The organism is Tenacibaculum gallaicum (assembly GCF_003387615.1).
Taxonomy (GTDB): domain Bacteria; phylum Bacteroidota; class Bacteroidia; order Flavobacteriales; family Flavobacteriaceae; genus Polaribacter; species Polaribacter gallaicus.
In genome coordinates, this window is record NZ_QUNS01000001.1 from 21,921 (window position 1) to 39,532 (window position 17,612).

Consider the following 17,612-nt stretch of genomic DNA (forward strand, 5'->3'; position numbering starts at 1 on the left):
TAAAAAGCCTTCCAAATTGGAAGGCTTTTTAAGTTTCTATGGTTATTTTAAGATGGTTCTTCGCCATCTAATAATGGTACATTTTGTGGTACGAAATCTTTTCCGTGTACATACTCACCATTTTCATCTGTTTTACTGTAATCGTAAGCCCATCTGTGAACTTCAGGAATTGCTCCTGGCCAGTTTCCGTGAATGTGTTCAACTGGAGTAGTCCACTCAAGTGTATTTGCATTCCATGGGTTTTGCGTTGCTTTTTGACCTCTGTACATAGAGATAAAGAAGTTTGCAATAAAGATTAACTGTGCGAAACCTCCAAGAATTGCCATGATAGTCATAAACACGTTAATGTCAGCTAAATCATCAAACATTGGAAAGTTTGTGTTTGTATAATAACGACGTGGTAAACCAGCTAACCCTATAAAGTGCATTGGGAAAAACACTCCGTAAGCACTAATAATTGTTAACCAAAAGTGCCAGTATCCTAATGTTTTGTTCATCATTCTACCGTACATTTTAGGGAACCAGTGATAAACACCAGCAAACATTCCTAATAATGCTGATACTCCCATTACTAAGTGGAAGTGTGCCACTACGAAATATGTATCGTGAACGTTAATATCTAATGCCGAATCTCCTAATACTAATCCTGTTAAACCTCCTGTTACGAATGTAGAAACTAATCCGATAGAGAACATCATTGCAGGATTTAACTGTAGGTTACCTTTCCATAAAGTAGTTACGTAGTTAAACGCTTTTACCGCTGATGGAATTGCAATTAATACTGTTGTAAAAGTAAATACTGAACCTAAGAATGGATTCATTCCAGATACGAACATGTGGTGACCCCATACAATCGTAGATAAGAATGCAATTGCCATGATAGAACCAACCATTGCGCGGTAACCAAAAATTGGTTTACGTGCGTTTGTTGAAATTACCTCTGAACTAATACCTAATGCTGGTAATAAAATAATATATACCTCTGGGTGACCTAAAAACCAAAATAAGTGTTCGAATAATACTGGCGACCCTCCTTGATAATGTAATACTTCACCAGAAATAAAGATATCTGATAAGTAGAAAGAAGTGCCAAAGCTTCTATCAAAAATTAATAATAATGCTGCTGATAATAATACCGGGAATGAAATTACACCAATAATTGCTGTAATAAAGAATGCCCACATTGTTAATGGCAATCTTGTCATTTTCAATCCTTTTGTACGTAAGTTTAAAACTGTTACAATATAGTTTAGCGACCCGATTAGCGATGATGCAATGAAAATTGCCATAGACACTAACCATAATGTCATTCCTGTACCAGAACCTGGAATTGCTTGTGGTAAAGCAGATAATGGAGGATAAATTGTCCACCCTGCTGATGCTGGCCCTGCTTCTACAAACAATGAAATAATCATTATTACTGATGATAAGAAAAACAACCAGTAAGATACCATGTTTAAGAATCCAGAAGCCATATCACGAGCTCCAATTTGTAACGGAATTAATAGGTTAGAGAATGTACCACTTAAACCTGCCGTTAATACAAAGAATACCATGATTGTACCGTGAATTGTAACTAACGCTAAGTACATATCTGGGTTCATAATTCCATCTGTTTGATGGTTTCCTAAGAATGCTTCAACGATTGAAAACGATGTCTCTGGCCATGCAATTTGTAAACGAAATAACATAGACATGAAACCTCCTATGATACCCATAAATATACCTGTAACAAGGAACTGTTTCGAGATCATTTTATGATCTTGACTAAAAATGTATTTAGTTACAAATGTTTCTTTGTGATGATGATCTGACATAATCTATATATACTTTAAAAAAATATCTTATTTAATAACTTGTGCTAATGTTTTTTGTTCTAACAACCACTTGTTGTATTCTTCTTCTTCTACAACTGTGATTTTCATTTGCATATTGTAGTGAGATGCTCCACAAATTTTATTACATAATAATAAGTAATCAAACTCGTATGGATCTTCTCCATTAGCTTTTCTAATTTTGTTAATTCCTTCTGTTTTTGCAATTACCTCAGAATTCTGGCGCATTTCTTCTGTAGTATACTTAGGTGTAAATGCAAATTGAGTAACCATACCTGGAACACAGTTCATTTGCGCTCTAAAGTGAGGCATATAAGCCGAGTGTAATACATCTTGCGAACGGAACTTGAATAATACTTTCTTCCCTTTTGGTAAGTATAATTCTGTCACTTGTTTATCATCCTGTGCACTTGGATCAGACATATCAACCCCCAGCGTGTTTATTCCTTTGATAAAGTTTACATTCCCTAAACCTAATTGATTGTCTTCACCTGCATAGCGTGCATCCCAGCGGAACTGTTGAGAGTATACTTCAATTACAATAGGGTTTTCATCATCTCCAACATACATAATGTTGTTCCAAGCCCATAAACCATATCCAATTAATAATACAATTGTTACTGCTGGAATAGTTGTCCAAATTAATTCTAACTTGTGACTATCTGCATAAAATAATGCCTTGTTGTTTTTGTTTCCTCTATACTTATATGTAAAAAAGAAGATTAAAAACTGCATTCCAAACTGAACGATTCCAATCAACCAAAAAGTAATATTGAAAAGGTTGTCATCATGCTCTCCTTCGAAAGAAGCAGCTTCTGGTAACATGATTACGTTCATGGCAATTAAGCAGTAAATCATCATTGCATATAGGAAAGCCAGAAATCCTAGAGCATATTTACCTTGTTTTTCGTTGTCTTCATCTGTAGCAATTATACCACGGAAATTCATTATACGAGTAATTTGCCAAAAACTTACTCCAATTGCAACTGCTATGAAAATATAAAATAAAGCGAGCATATTATCTAAACTATTTGTTTATTAATTCTTTTTATTAATGATGATTACTATCTTCTCCTCTGTGTTCGATATTATAGTAATGATATGTTTCACTCTCGTGTAAATATGGGTTACCTTTTGGTACTGGGTTTGCCTTAGCAAATGCACTGAAAGTAGCGAAGATGAATAATCCTATAAAGAATAACAATCCACTAACTTCACCTATTCCGAACCCCCATTGACCTCCAACTGTTCCTGGCATTACCATTACAAATAAATCCATATAGTGACCTGCTAAAATTACAACACCTCCTAATATAACAAACCAAGGTCTACTTTTAAAATCACTATTAATTAATAATAGTATTGGGAAAACAAAGTTCATAACTACCATTGCTAAAAATGGCACTTTATATTCATTAAAACGTAATAAGAAATATGTAGTTTCTTCTGGCATATCTGCATACCAGATTAACATAAACTGAGCAAACCATAAGTAGGTCCAGAATACTGAGAAACCAAACATAAACTTAGCTAAATCATGGATATGACTATCATTTACTAATGGTAATACACCTTTTGAACGTAAGTAAATAGTCACCATTGCTATTACTGTTAAAGCAGACACTAAGAATGTAGCTAATACATACCACCCAAATAATGTTGAGAACCAGTGAGGATCTATTGTCATAATCCAATCCCAAGAAGCCATACTTTCAGTAATCATAAAGAATACTAAAAAGATAACTGTTGCATTATAGTTTTTCTTGTGTTGTTTTAAATCTCCATTATCTTGTGCTAAAGACCACTTTCTGATAAGGAAACGATACACATTCCAACCTGCTAAGTATACAATACTTCTAATTAACCAACCTGGTGTATTTAAGTACCATTTCTTACCGTCTATGATAGCATCGTAATTTGGGCTTGTTGGATCAGTTACTCCTTCTCCCATCCATGTAAATAAATGGTTCATATGCATTGCCGTTGCAATTAAGAACACTAACATTAGTATACTTACATAGTGTAAGTTTGAAGAAATAGCTTCCATTACTCTATGTAATACTACAGACCATCCTGCTTGTGCTGCAATTTGTGAACCATAGAACGCTAACACCAATAATGTTATTCCTAAAGAGAATAATAAAGCAACATATAAAGCAGACCAAGGTCTGTTTTGCATTTGGTGTAAAGCATGTTCTGCGTGAGCATCTCCGTGATCTTCACCATGAGCTTCTGCTACTTCAGCATGCACTTCAGTTGTAGCTTCTTCATGAATATCTTCAGCTACGTGTACAGCTGAACTGTCTTGTGCTTGTGCATTTTCTGTAACTTCTTTTGAGTGCTCTTGCTCACCATTGTGTGCTGCTTCTTCAGTAGGTGTCGCAGTACTATCTGCAACATGCTCTTCTGTTGTTACCTCTTCTTCATGCTTTTCAACTTTAGCCTCCTCTGTATGCACATCTTCTGCATGATCTGCTTTCGCATCATGACTTCCATGGTGTGCATCTTGTTTTGCTAAAATTTCTTTTGCTTCTTCTAATGTTTTAGGTGCTGACATAAAATTATAGGCAGTACCTAAAGCTCCTAAAATCATAAGAGCAATAGCAAGCATTTTTAATTTTCCTGAAAACTGGTACATATCTTAACTATCTATTATAGACTTATTTTAATTCGCTTCTTAATTTTTCTACGTATTGTACAACTTGCCAACGCTCATCGTATCTTAACTGTGACGCATGAGAGCCCATTAAGTTTTTACCATACATAATTACATGATAAATGTTACCTGGAGTTAATTCTCTATCTGCGTAGTTTGGAATACCATTGAATTTATCTCTTTGAGATAATACTCCGTTTCCATCTCCTTTTGTACCATGACAAGACGCACAGTATATACCGTATAACTCTTTACCTTTTTCTAAGTTAGCCTCAGTTGTAGGTAATGGGTTTTTTAATTCAGCTTTTGCTTTTTCATATCCTTCATTAGTATCTGGAATATCATAAGCTACAACTCCGTTTCTACTTACAGTACCTGCTACTGGTAATTTATTTACCATTTCTTTATTTAACCCTTCAGCTCCATTTACATCATAAGGTACAGATACATACATATCTGGCATAAACTGTAATTGTGGTTTGCGTTTATCGTTACAAGAACTCAAGCTTGTTGCTACTACAGCTAAAGCGATAATTATTTTTAAACTCTTCATATCTCTTTATTAGTGCGTTTCTACTACGTTAATTTCTACAGCTCCCGTTGTTTCTAACAATGACACTAATTCTTCTTCACTTCCTTTAACAGGAATCTCCATTAAAAAGTGATCATCTGTAGTTCTTGGATCAGGATTTTCAGCTTCTTTGAATGGCCAAATCTTACTTCTCAAGTAAAAAGTAATTACCATTAAGTGTGCTGCAAAAAACACTGTTAATTCGAATAATATTGGTACGAAAGCTGGCATGTTCGCTGCCCAAGAAAAGTTTGGTTTTCCACCAATATCTTGAGGCCAATCAGCAATCATAGTATACCATGTTAACCAAACTGCTACTGATAAACCTGTAATACCATATAAAAAAGCAGTAATAGCCAAACGTGTTGGTGCTAAGCCCATTGCTTTGTCTAATCCGTGGACTGGAAATGGACAAAATACTTCTTCAATGTGATGATTCTCTGCTTTAACTTTCTTAACGGCATCCATTAAGATATCATCATCATTATATAATGCGTGAATTACTTTATTAGTGCTCATTGTTCTCTTCTCTTGATTTTTTAAAATTCTCACCTGATGATTTCAAAATAGTCTTAATCTCCGCCGTAGGAATTACTGGGAATGTTCTTGCGTATAGTAAGAATAATACAAAGAAGAATCCTATAGTTCCTACAAAGATACCTACGTCTACAAACGTTGGCTCAAAACGCCACCATGTAGATGGTAACTGTCCTTTACTTAATACAATTGCAATGATATCAAAACGCTCAAACCACATACCTATATTAATTACAATAGAGATAATAAAAGACCAGATAAAGCTTCTTCTGATTTTTTTGATCCATAATAACTGTGGTGTGAAAATGTTACAAATTAATAACGACCAAAATGCCCATCCATAAGCTCCTGCTTCTGCACCAAACGATAAGTATGTGTAGTTTTCGTAAGGAGAACCTGTATACCATGCAATAAAGAACTCTGTTGCATAAGCTACTGCTACGATACCTCCTGTTAAAATGATTACGATGTTCATATACTCTACGTGTAAACGTGTAATATATGCTTCCATATTTGTAACCTTACGCATAATACCTAATAAGGTTTGTACCATTGCAAATCCAGAGAAGATCGCCCCTGCTACGAAATAAGGAGGGAAAATTGTTGAGTGCCATCCTGGGTTGATAGAAGTTGCGAAGTCCATCGATACAATTGTATGTACAGAAAGTACTAATGGTGTTGCTAAACCTGCTAATACTAATGATACCTCTTCAAAACGTTGCCAATCTTTTGCTCTACCAGACCATCCGAAAGATAATAATGCATAAATTTTCTTTTGGAAAGGTTTTACTGCTCTATCACGAATCGTTGCAAAATCAGGTAATAAACCAGTCCACCAGAAAACTAATGATACCGATAAATACGTAGAAATTGCGAAAACATCCCATAATAATGGAGAGTTAAAGTTTACCCATAATGATCCGAATTGGTTAGGAATTGGTAATACCCAGTATCCATTCCATGGACGTCCCATGTGGATGATTGGGAACAATCCTGCTTGAAATACCGCAAAAATTGTCATCGCTTCTGCAGAACGGTTAATTGCCATTCTCCATTTTTGACGGAATAATAAAAGTACTGCAGAAATAAGTGTTCCTGCGTGACCAATACCTACCCACCATACGAAGTTGGTAATATCCCATGCCCAACCGATGTTTTTATTTAATCCCCAAACACCGATTCCTGTTCCTACGGTGTAAAAGATACATCCAAATCCCCATAACATTGCTGCTAAAGAAATATAGAATGCTATATACCAATTTTTGTTTGCTTTCCCTTCAATAGGTCTAGCAATATCTTCAGTAATATCATGGTAACTCTTGTCACCAAGTATTAAAGGTTCTCTATAAGATGATTCGTAATGAGACGACATAAATCTATATACTTATTAATTTTACTATTAGGCTTCGTTTGTATTTCTTACTTTCACTTGATACACTACGTTTGGTTTTGTACCAATATAATCTAACACGTGAAAAGCTCTTCTATCTTCTTTTAATGCTGCAACTGTATCTTCTGAGTTGTTTATATCTCCAAACACCATTGCTCCAGTAGAACAAGCAGATGAACATGCTGTTTCAAACTCATCTTTCTTAATAGCTCTTCCTTCTTTCTTAGCCTTTAAGATAGTAGCTTGCGTCATTTGGATACACATAGAACATTTTTCCATAACTCCACGAGAACGAACTACTACGTCTGGGTTTAACACCATTTTTCCGTACTCGTTATTCATGTTAAAATCAAACTCGTTGTTCTCAGCATAGTTAAACCAATTGAAACGACGAACTCTATATGGACAGTTGTTTGCACAGTAACGAGTACCTACACAACGGTTATACGCCATTTGATTTTGACCTTGACGACCGTGTGATGTTGCTGCTACCGGACATACTGTTTCACATGGTGCGTGATTACAGTGCTGACACATCATAGGTTGGAAAGCAACCTGTGGGTTTTCAGCTGGATTTTCTAAAGCATCAAATAAATCTCCTTTACTTAACTCTAATACTTTTTCAGTATAACGTCTTTCAACTTCTTGATTCGCTATGTTTGGATTTTGAGCTTTGAACTCTTCCAATGTCATTTTAGCTTCGTGTTGCTTATCTACAACGGTAGAAGAATAATAACGATCTATACGTAACCAAGCCATATCTCTACCAACTCTCACTTCATCTTTACCAACAACAGGAACGTTGTTTTCAGCGTGACATGCAATAACACATGCTCCACAACCTGTACAAGATGTTAAATCGATAGATAAATTAAAATGGTGTCCTAAAGTTCTATCATGTTCATCCCATAAGTCGATTTTACTTCCTTCAACTTCTTGATGATCATAAGAAACCATAAATGGTTTATTCCAAGTATGCTTAGGATCTAATTTTTTATTATTTACTTCTTTTAATGAAGCTTCTCTTAAGATATCGTGACGACCAGCTAAAGTACTTTGTACTTGCATACAAGCAAACTTGTGCCATCCTGAAGCTTTTTCAATAGAAACATTGTATTGAACATTGTTTCCGTTTTGGTAGAAAGGATATGCATTAATACCTACTTGCATTTCTGACTTTAATCCTTGAGTTCTACCATAACCTAATGCTAAACCAACTGATCCTTTTGCTTGACCTGGTTGTATAATCACTGGAATCTTGTTAACTGTAACTCCATTAACCGTTACATTAGCATAGTTACCATCAATAGCACCGTTATCTTTCACTGGATTTTCAAAACCTAATTCTTTAGCATCAGCCATAGAAACAGTTAAGTAGTTATCCCAAGAAGCACGTGTAATTGGATCTGGTAACTCTTGTAACCAAGGGTTGTTGGCTTGTTTACCGTCTCCTAACGCTGTTGATGAATATAGATTTAATTCGAATCCTGAAGCATTAGTAACATTTCTTACTAATTGAACTGCTGCTGCATTTACATCTACTGTTGATTCAAAAGCTATTTCTTCTTCTGTAGCAATGTTTTCAGCTTTAAAGAATCCATCATGTAATGCTTGATTCCATGAAGCTCCTCCTAATACATTTGTACTCCAAAATTCTTTTAAAGTATCGTAATAGTTTACTGAACTTCCTGACCATTTTAACAACACATCTTGTACTTGACGTGTATTGAATAATGGTTGAATGGTAGGTTGCATTAAACTATAAACACCTTGTTTTGCCATAACATCTCCCCAACTTTCTAAGTTATGAGGTGCTGGCAATGTATATTGTGTAGCATTAGCTGTAGCGTCATCTTGAGTAGACAATGCAACAGATAATTTTAAGTTCTTAATTCCTTCTGCTAAATCAGCTGCATTTGCTAATGCATATAAAGGGTTTACGTTGTAAGTAATTAAACCTTTTACTTTACCTCCTTTAACATCTGCTACTAATTGAGCTACTTGAGTATCGTTACCTTGACGTCTTAAGTTCAAAGTCTCTGTATCGATTACCTCACTATTTAATGCTTTATTAATTGCTAGTGCTATTAATTGTGCATTTTTATCATTTAAACCAGTAACCACAACTCCTTTTGAACCTGCTTTTTTAAGGTCTTTAGCTAATTGCTTAACCTCAGCATCAAAAGCTGTTGTTTTTGAAGGAAGGCTATTTCCTGTTACTTGGTTGTATAAGTTTATTAAAGCGTAAACTTGTTCAGATGGCTTAGCAACAATTCTTTTATCAGCATTTGCTCCTGCTAAAGACATGTTAGCTTCTATTTGAACATGGTAAGACATTTTACCTGTCTTTACTCTACGACCTTCTACATAAGATTTTTCATATCCTCCTTGCCAATCTCCTAAGAAATCTGCTCCAATAGATGCGATAACCTCTGCTTTAGTAAAATCGTAATCTGGTAAAGCTCTTTTACCGTACATAGCTTCAAAAGCATCAGCAGCTGCACTTTCTGAAATTGCATCATAAACTACATGCTTAACATTTGGATAAGCAGTGATAAAATCAGCAATTACTTTTTCAGTAGAAGGGCTTGCTAAAGTACCAGTTAAAAACACTACTGGTTCGTTAGCATCTTTTAACTCATTTAATTTAGCAATGATTTCTTTATCTGCATCTGCCCAAGAAATTTGAGTTTCCCCTTTTCTAGGTTCTTTTAAACGTAATTTCTCATCGTATAATGATAAAACTGATGCTTGGGTACGTGCGCTAGTTTCTCCCCATGCCTCTTTGTTTGGCATGATTTGAATTGGACGTCCTTCGCGTGTTTTTACTAATACGTTTGCAAAATCAAAACCATCTGCAATAGTAGTTGCGTACCAATCAGCAACACCTACTACGATATCATTTGGTTGCACTACATAAGGAATTGATTTTCTTACTGGACCTTCACAAGCTGCTAAAGAAGCTGCTGCGGTGGTAAATCCAACATATTTCAAGAAATCTCTACGTGATGTTGATGATGTTTCTAAGGTTTCTTTGTCGCCTAAAAATTCATCTGTAGGAATATCTTGTACAAACTCATTATTACGTAGCGTTTCAACAACAGAACTACCTTTTAGTTCTTCAACACTTTGCCAGTATTTTTTGTTTGAAGCCATTTATATATGTGTTTTTCTACTTTCTAATTTGATTAATAGTGGCACTTACCACACTCTTTTCCTCCTAATTGCGCAATAGTTACTTGCTCAACACCGTACTTTTCTGCTAATTCTTTATGAATTTTAGCATAGTACTCATTACCTTTTAAGTCAACTTTAGTCGCCTTGTGACAATCAATACACCAACCCATTGTTAATGGAGAATACTGATACACTTCTTCCATTTCCTCCACAGGTCCGTGACATTTTTGACAAGCTATGCCTCCAACCGTTACGTGTTGTGAGTGGTTAAAATATGCAAAATCTGGTAAATTATGAACTCTAACCCATTTAACTGGCTTAGTATTACCTGTATACTCTAATTTATCTGCATCCCAACCTGCCGCTTCATAAATCTTAGCGATTTCTTTATCTAAATCTGCTTTTACTAACGTATGATCATCCATTACGACTTTAGTATCATCAGCAACTTCTGAAATATTCTTATGACAGTTCATACAAACACTTACTGAAGGAATTCCAGATGTTTTACTATGTTTAGCAGATGAGTGACAATATTGACAATCTATCTTATTATCTCCTGCGTGAATTTTGTGTGAAAATGCAATTGGTTGAATTGGCTGATAACCTTCATCAACACCTATTTTAAACAACGTACCAAATAAAAAGTAAGCTGCTATTAAAGCTCCGAAAATTACTGTTAATACTTTTAAAAATGTGTTTTGCTTAATTCCTTCCCATAACTCAGCAGTTTGCCCCATTAAACCTGGAGTTTTTGGAGCTCCTTTTAACTCACTAATAGTTTTTAATAAACTACCAATAATTAAAAACGCTACAACGATTGCTGCAGCTAAAATATACAACAACCACTTTGGTGCCTGATCCCCTTGAGACTCGCCTGCAGCCTCAGCTCCTGCAACAGCAGGCTTCTTTATTTCACCAACAGTTGTATAATACAAAATATCATCAACGTTTTGGTCTGTTAACTGCGGAAATGCAGTCATATTAGAACCATTGTACTCCTCAAAGATTGCAATTGCATCTTTATCTCCAGAAGCTCTAAGTTCAGCATTGTTTTTAATCCAAGCCTTCAACCATTCGTTAGTTCTTTTTTCTTCAACCCCAGCTAAAGCAGGACCTACAAGTTTTTTATCTAACTTGTGACACGAAGCACAAAGAGACTTAAATAATTTCTTCCCTTCTTTTTGACGCGCTTCGTCAATATCTTGTGAAAACGCCGAAAAACTTACTAAGAAAACTAAAAAGAAAGCTAAACTCCTTACTAGAGTTTTGGTTAATCTACTGTGATGATTCACACTTTTCATACTATAAAATATAAGTTTTGTATCTATTTTGGTACAATTTTTTCTGTTACATCATTTTAAAAATAAGCACACAGAAAGTTGCACAAAAGTACTACTTCTGTCTAAATTGTGAAATGTTAAGAGAATCCTAATCTGTAATTTATACTAATTCTAAATAAACCACGTTAACAATGTATTAACTGACAAGTCATTACTTTTGTAAAAAGATTCAAAAAAATGAAAAAATACAGCATATTAATTACTTTTTTACTTATTATTTCTGGTAGCATTCTTAATGTTAAAGCCCAAGATAAACACACTGAAAATAAGGATATTATTTCCTTAATAGAAAAAAAACGAGCTTATAATAAGCAAAATGGAAGTGGGTATAGAATCCAATTATACAACGGATTAGAAAGACGCGCAAGAATCTTACGTAATAGATTTCGAATTGAATATCCTGATGTTTACACAAAGTTAACCTATAAAGCTCCTGAATGGAAAATACAAGTAGGAAATTATAAGACACGCTTGCATGCCGATAGAGCTCTGAATAAGATTCGTGAAAAGTTTTCAGGTGCAATTGTGGTTCCTATGTAAGAAAGCACATTTGTAATAAAAAAAGAGTAATCGAAAAACGATTACTCTTTTTTTATTTAGCAAGCTTACTAGCAATTAATAAGCTCTTTTATCACTTCCTTCGTAAAAATTAATGAATGCTTGATTCACCACTCTGTGACCTCCATCTGTAGGATAATCTCCTGTAAAGTACCAATCTCCTAAATTATCTGGACATGCTTTGTGCAAACCTCTTACTGGTTGGAAAATCACTTCTACTTCAGCTTTAATTTCGGCTGTTTTTAGCATCTGAGCAATCTTTGCTGAAACTTGTTCATCTGTAAAAGGTGCATAAATTTCTTTTACATAGTTTACAACATCTTTGTCTTCGCTATTTTCTTGCTTTTTACATTTTTGATACACTTCATCAATAATATGATATTGATCTGTCTCTTTCAATAATTCTAAAGCTGCTTTAAACGCTATAAAGTCGTTTATCTTAGCCATATCAATACCATAACAATCTGGATAGCGTATTTGAGGTGCCGAAGAAACCACTACTATTTTCTTAGGGTTTAATCGGTCTAAAATCTTAATGATACTTTTCTTTAAAGTAGTACCTCTTACTATACTATCATCAATAATCACCAAGTTATCTGTTGGCTTTACCACCCCGTAAGTCACATCGTAAACATGTGCTACTAAATCATCACGACTACTATCATCAGTAATAAAAGTACGCAACTTAGCATCTTTTATAGCTATTTTTTCGAAACGTGGTCTTTTTGAAAGAATTTCAATAACTCTGTCTTTTGAAAGCTTTCCTTCACCAGCTAAAATCGCATCTGTCTTTTGTTGATTTAACACATCTTCAGCAGCTTCCATCATTCCAAAAAATGATGTTTCCGCAGTATTAGGTATGTAAGAAAACACAGAATTTTCGATATCACTATCAATAGATTTTAAAACTTCAGGAAAAACATACTTCCCTAAATTTTTACGTTCTTCATAAATTGATGCATCGCTTCCTCTTGAAAAATAAATACGTTCAAAAGAACATGCTTTTTTAGGTTTCTTATCTAAAACAGGAGCCATTGTTGTTTGACCATCTTTCTTAATAATCAACGCATGACCTCTATCTATTTCCTTAATTGTATCAATCGGAACATTAAATACCGTTTGAATTACAGGACGTTCCGAAGCCACCACCACTACTTCTTCATCTTCGTAAAAAAATGCTGGACGAATCGCCGAAGGATCGCGTAACACAAACGCATCACCATGACCCAATAATCCTGCCATAGCATAACCACCATCCCAGTTTTTAGCAGATCGCTGTAAAATACGTTGAATATCTAAATGTTCTTCAATAAAAGGAGATGCATCTTTTTTACTAAAACCAGCATCTTTTGCTTTTAAGTATAAATCTGACACTTCAGATTCTAAAAAATGACCTATTTTTTCCATCACAGTTACTGTATCAGTAAACTCTTTTGGGTGTTGTCCTAAATCAATTAAATCATTTAATAATTGTTTAGAATTTGTCATATTAAAATTCCCTGCAACAATTAAACTTTGATGTTTCCAGTTGCTTTGACGTAAGAAAGGATGAACACTCTCTATAGAGTTTTTACCGAATGTACCATAACGAACGTGTCCTAAAAACAAGTTTCCAAGATATGGTACATTTTCTTCTTGCCATTTCACATCATCAACCTTATCTGGATTTTCTTCAAAAACTCCGTTAATTCTATGGTTAACTTTCCCAAAGATGTCTTGAATAGGTTGTGATTGATTGGAACGAACTCTACTAATATATCTTGTCCCAGGCTCTACATTAAATTTTATACTTGCTAATCCAGCACCATCTTGTCCTCTATTGTGCTGTTTCTCCATTAACAGGTACATTTTATTTACACCATAAAACGCGGTACCATATTTATCTTTATAGTACTGTAATGGTTTCTTTAAGCGAACCATTGCAATTCCGCATTCGTGTTTAATAGCGTCACTCATTTAATTTCAAGTATTTAGTTGTGTTGTAGTTTTTGTGTGTTGTATAAAAAAATCCGCAGCAAAAAGCGCGGATTTGTATTTTACGATAGTGCTATATCAAATTGTGTTAATTCTTTAAAAGCTTGTAAACGCGCTTGTACTTCTTCGCTCGTTAGCTCTTCCATACGTTGTGTTCCGAATTTTTCAACACAGAACGATGCTAAGTTGGATCCGTAGATAATTGCATTCTTCATGTTTTCGAATGAAATATCTTCTGTTTTAGCTAAATACCCGCAGAAACCTCCTGCAAAAGTATCTCCTGCCCCTGTTGGGTCAAACACTTCTGCTAATGGCAAAGCTGGTGCAAAGAACATGTTTCCTTCATTAAATAATAAAGCTCCGTGTTCTCCTTTTTTAATCACTACATATTTCGGCCCCATCTCATGGATTTTCTTAGCAGCATTTACTAATGAATATTCTCCACTTAGCTGACGTGCTTCTTCATCATTAATCGTAATAACATCTACACGCTTTAGCACTTCGTGTAAATCGTTTAATGCTATATCCATCCAAAAGTTCATAGTATCTAACACTACTAACTTAGGTCTTTCATTCATTTGATCTAATACAGATGCTTGTGTTAATGGGTGTAAATTTCCTAACATTACAATCGGTGCATCTTTAAATCCTTCTGGAACTACTGGTTCAAAATGTTCTAATACATTTAATTCAGTTACTAAAGTATCACGAGAGTTCATATCGTTATGATATTTTCCACTCCAAAAGAATGTTTTTCCTTCTTTTACGATTTCTATGCCATTCGTATTGATTCCTTTTTCGTTCATCATATCTAAGTATGATTGTGGAAAATCTCCTCCGACTACAGAAACCACTCCTGTTTGCACTCCAAATTGTGAAGCTGCTAATCCAACAAATGTTCCTGACCCTCCTAAGATTTTATCAGTTTTTCCAAATGGTGTTTCTATAGCATCAAACGCTACAGTTCCTACTGCTAATAATTTACTCATAACTCTACTTAATATTCCTTTACCTAAGGAAATGTATTTGTTTCATTAAGTCCTCTGTAAATCCCTAAGACTTAAAAATTTACTAATTCTACTCATTAAGGCTTAAACTCTCATGTCAACTGCCTTTTTTGTCGTAATTTTGCGTCTTTAATTAAAAACGGTCTTTTTGACTCTGCAAAAATAGTTTTAAAAAATGACTATCAAAGAAATACAAGAAGAAATTATTGACGAGTTTTCAATGTTTCAAGACTGGATGGAGCGTTATGAGTACATTATTGAGCTAGGTAAATCGCTGCCTTTAATAAATGAAACTTACAAATTAGATGAAAACCTGATTAAAGGTTGTCAATCGAAAGTATGGTTACATTCTGAATTAAAAGGTGACATCATTGAATTTACTGCCGACAGTGATGCTATATTAACCAAAGGAATTGTGGCGTTATTATTGAGGGTTTTTTCTGACCAAACACCTAAAGCAATTTTAGAAGCCGATACTAACTTTATTGATGAAATTGGTTTAAAAGAACACTTAAGCCCTACTCGTGCTAACGGATTAGTGTCTATGGTAAAGCAAATAAAAATGTATGCAATTGCGCAACAAAGTAAGTTAGCAAATTAAAGAAGTAAGAATTATGACTGAAGATAAATTAGAAGAATTAGGAGATAAAATCGTTCGTGTGTTAAAAACAATTTTCGACCCTGAAATACCTGTTGACATATATGAACTTGGATTAATTTATGATGTTTTTATATCAGAAGAGAATGATGCCAAAATATTAATGACATTAACTTCTCCAAATTGTCCTGTTGCTGAAACATTACCTGTTGAAGTAGAAGAAAAAGTAAAAACCTTGAAAGAAATTAACAATTGCGAGGTTGAAATTACTTTTGATCCTACTTGGACACAAGACATGATGAGCGAAGAAGCAAAATTAGAGTTAGGGATGCTGTAAGATTCTTAGTAAAACTACAAAAACACTAAACGCACAACTTTAAATCTTTTCAACAAAAATATGGCAGACGAAATTATAAATAGAGTTGCAAATAGTAAACTTACTACAGTAGATCTTGAGGATTTTTACCCTGAAGGTAAACGTATCGTGTTTGATATTAAGGATTGGTTATTTGAAGAATTGATTCTTCGTGAAAAGGACTTTAGAGAGTCTGTGAAAAATCACAATTGGTCTCAATATCAAAACAGTTATGTTTCTTTAACATGTTCTACTGACGCCATTATTCCTTCTTGGGCTTATCTTTTATTAACCTCTGAGCTTATCCCCTTCGCCAAAAAGGTTGTTGTTGGTGATTTAACAGTCTTAGAAACTGTAATATTTCAAGAGGTAATTCAACAGTTAGACACTTCTGAATATAAAGACAAGCCTATAATAATTAAAGGGTGTGCAAATAAGCCTATACCACCTTCTGCATACACTCTTTTAATTGAAAAAATTAAACCCGTAGCTAAAACCATCATGTTTGGCGAAGCTTGTTCAACTGTACCACTTTACAAGAGAAAAAATAATTAGTCTTATAGAATTCCTCAACTTAATTACAAATGAAAAAGCTGTTCTTAATCTTGTTTTCTTGTTACTCTTTTTCTGTAGTTTCTCAAGAAACTAAAAAAGATAGCATATTTACTCTAGGTTTAATAAACTCTCCTTTAGATACTAGTTTTGCATCTTATGTATTTAACAAACGAGTATTTGCAGAGCCTTTAGTTAAGAAAAACCCTCCAAAAAAATGGACTGTTACAGGAAAATATACTTTTCTTTTCAATCAGTCATCTTTTTCTAATTGGGCAGCTGGTGGAAATAATACCGTTGCTGGAAATATGACACTTGGTTATGATTTCAATTACAAGAAAAAAAAATGGAACTGGGATAATAAAATTATTTCTGCTTATGGATTAAGTTATGTAGATGGTCAAGGAGTTAGGAAAACAGAAGATCAATTTGAATACAACTCCTTATTAGGGTTAAAAACTTCGAAACTTTGGTTTTTTTCATTTTTTAGTAACTTTAAAACGCAGTACACCAAAGGTTATGATTATAAACAAGAACCTAAAGTAGCTGTTTCGGATTTCTTTTCTCCTGCATATTGGAGCTTCGGACCTGGTATGTTGTGGAAACGAAATGATGACGCTAGAATAAACATCGCTCCCGCAACTGCTCGTTATACTTTTGTTTCTGATCAATTTTCTGGAAAATATGGTGTGGATGAAGGTAAGAATACTAACTTTAGTTTAGGTTTTAACTTATCTGCTTACTTTAAAAGTGAAATAATGGAAGATGTGACCATGGAAAGTATAGTAGCTATATATTCAGATTATTTAAACAAACCTCAAAATATTGATATTGATTATCAGCTAAACATCATTGTTAAAATTAATAAAAACCTATCTACAAATCTCAGCTTGCACACCATTATTGACGATGATGCTTCAAGTAGAGTTCAATTTAAAGAGGTTTTTGGTCTTGGTTTGAATTATATTTTTCATAAAACGTGACTTTTGTCATAACAACATTGTCTAAACCTTGAGTTAAGCGTACTTTTACGCCCTCAAAAAATTAATTTAAAACTAT

Annotated in this window: 15 protein-coding genes; 5 read left to right on the forward strand and 10 right to left on the reverse strand. The window is 34.2% G+C overall.

Annotation, left to right across the window (positions count from 1 at the left end; genetic code table 11):
* Positions 1–47: 47 nt before the first annotated feature.
* From C7448_RS00100 to C7448_RS00135, 8 genes are read right to left on the reverse strand one after another with little or no spacing between them, the layout of a single operon-like run.
* The gene (locus tag C7448_RS00100) at positions 48–1,817 is read right to left on the reverse strand and encodes a cytochrome c oxidase subunit I (protein ID WP_115899344.1); all 1,770 of its coding nucleotides are present in this window, start codon (positions 1,815–1,817) and stop codon (positions 48–50) included.
* Between the two features lie 27 nt (positions 1,818–1,844).
* On the reverse strand, positions 1,845–2,852 hold the full coding sequence (locus C7448_RS00105; RefSeq protein ID WP_115899345.1) for a cytochrome c oxidase subunit II: 1,008 nt from the start codon (positions 2,850–2,852) through the stop codon (positions 1,845–1,847).
* A 34-nt stretch (positions 2,853–2,886) separates the two neighbouring features.
* Positions 2,887–4,473, reverse strand: a complete 1,587-nt coding sequence (locus C7448_RS00110; RefSeq protein WP_115899346.1) for a quinol:cytochrome C oxidoreductase — start codon at positions 4,471–4,473, stop codon at positions 2,887–2,889.
* A 22-nt stretch (positions 4,474–4,495) separates the two neighbouring features.
* A complete protein-coding gene (locus C7448_RS00115; protein WP_211321870.1) occupies positions 4,496–5,044 on the reverse strand; it encodes a c-type cytochrome in 549 nt (182 codons plus the stop codon).
* A 9-nt stretch (positions 5,045–5,053) separates the two neighbouring features.
* Positions 5,054–5,581, reverse strand: a complete 528-nt coding sequence (locus tag C7448_RS00120; RefSeq protein ID WP_115899347.1) for a DUF3341 domain-containing protein — start codon at positions 5,579–5,581, stop codon at positions 5,054–5,056.
* The gene (gene nrfD, locus C7448_RS00125) at positions 5,571–6,971 is read right to left on the reverse strand and encodes an NrfD/PsrC family molybdoenzyme membrane anchor subunit (RefSeq protein WP_115899348.1); all 1,401 of its coding nucleotides are present in this window, start codon (positions 6,969–6,971) and stop codon (positions 5,571–5,573) included. Before nrfD ends, C7448_RS00120 begins: the two co-directional genes overlap by 11 nt.
* Positions 6,972–6,998: 27 nt before the next feature.
* The gene (locus C7448_RS00130) at positions 6,999–10,145 is read right to left on the reverse strand and encodes a TAT-variant-translocated molybdopterin oxidoreductase (protein WP_115899349.1); all 3,147 of its coding nucleotides are present in this window, start codon (positions 10,143–10,145) and stop codon (positions 6,999–7,001) included.
* Positions 10,146–10,177: 32 nt separating this feature from the next.
* Positions 10,178–11,470 (reverse strand): c-type cytochrome, encoded by a 1,293-nt coding sequence (locus C7448_RS00135; protein ID WP_115899350.1) that lies wholly within the window; start codon positions 11,468–11,470, stop codon positions 10,178–10,180.
* Between the two features lie 216 nt (positions 11,471–11,686).
* Between C7448_RS00135 and C7448_RS00140 the strand changes: the two genes are divergently transcribed.
* On the forward strand, positions 11,687–12,049 hold the full coding sequence (locus C7448_RS00140) for an SPOR domain-containing protein (RefSeq protein WP_115899351.1): 363 nt from the start codon (positions 11,687–11,689) through the stop codon (positions 12,047–12,049).
* 75 nt (positions 12,050–12,124) lie between these two features.
* Here the strand turns inward: C7448_RS00140 and C7448_RS00145 are convergent, their stop codons facing one another.
* Both C7448_RS00145 and C7448_RS00150 read right to left on the reverse strand, forming a co-directional pair.
* Positions 12,125–14,023, reverse strand: coding sequence for an amidophosphoribosyltransferase (locus C7448_RS00145; RefSeq protein WP_115899352.1), 1,899 nt, complete (start codon positions 14,021–14,023; stop codon positions 12,125–12,127).
* Positions 14,024–14,103: 80 nt separating this feature from the next.
* On the reverse strand, positions 14,104–15,030 hold the full coding sequence (locus C7448_RS00150; RefSeq protein WP_115899353.1) for a PfkB family carbohydrate kinase: 927 nt from the start codon (positions 15,028–15,030) through the stop codon (positions 14,104–14,106).
* Positions 15,031–15,223: 193 nt separating this feature from the next.
* On the opposite strand from C7448_RS00150, the gene C7448_RS00155 reads away from it, so the two are divergent.
* Genes C7448_RS00155 through C7448_RS16210 form a run of 4 tightly spaced genes read left to right on the forward strand, consistent with a single transcriptional unit; the run spans position 15,224 to position 17,536 of the window.
* The gene (locus C7448_RS00155) at positions 15,224–15,649 is read left to right on the forward strand and encodes a SufE family protein (RefSeq protein WP_115899354.1); all 426 of its coding nucleotides are present in this window, start codon (positions 15,224–15,226) and stop codon (positions 15,647–15,649) included.
* 13 nt (positions 15,650–15,662) lie between these two features.
* Positions 15,663–15,983, forward strand: a complete 321-nt coding sequence (locus tag C7448_RS00160; protein WP_115899355.1) for a DUF59 domain-containing protein — start codon at positions 15,663–15,665, stop codon at positions 15,981–15,983.
* 60 nt (positions 15,984–16,043) lie between these two features.
* Positions 16,044–16,556, forward strand: coding sequence for a DUF2480 family protein (locus C7448_RS00165; RefSeq protein WP_115899356.1), 513 nt, complete (start codon positions 16,044–16,046; stop codon positions 16,554–16,556).
* A 29-nt stretch (positions 16,557–16,585) separates the two neighbouring features.
* A complete protein-coding gene (locus C7448_RS16210; RefSeq protein WP_115899357.1) occupies positions 16,586–17,536 on the forward strand; it encodes a DUF3078 domain-containing protein in 951 nt (316 codons plus the stop codon).
* Positions 17,537–17,612 lie beyond the last annotated feature (76 nt).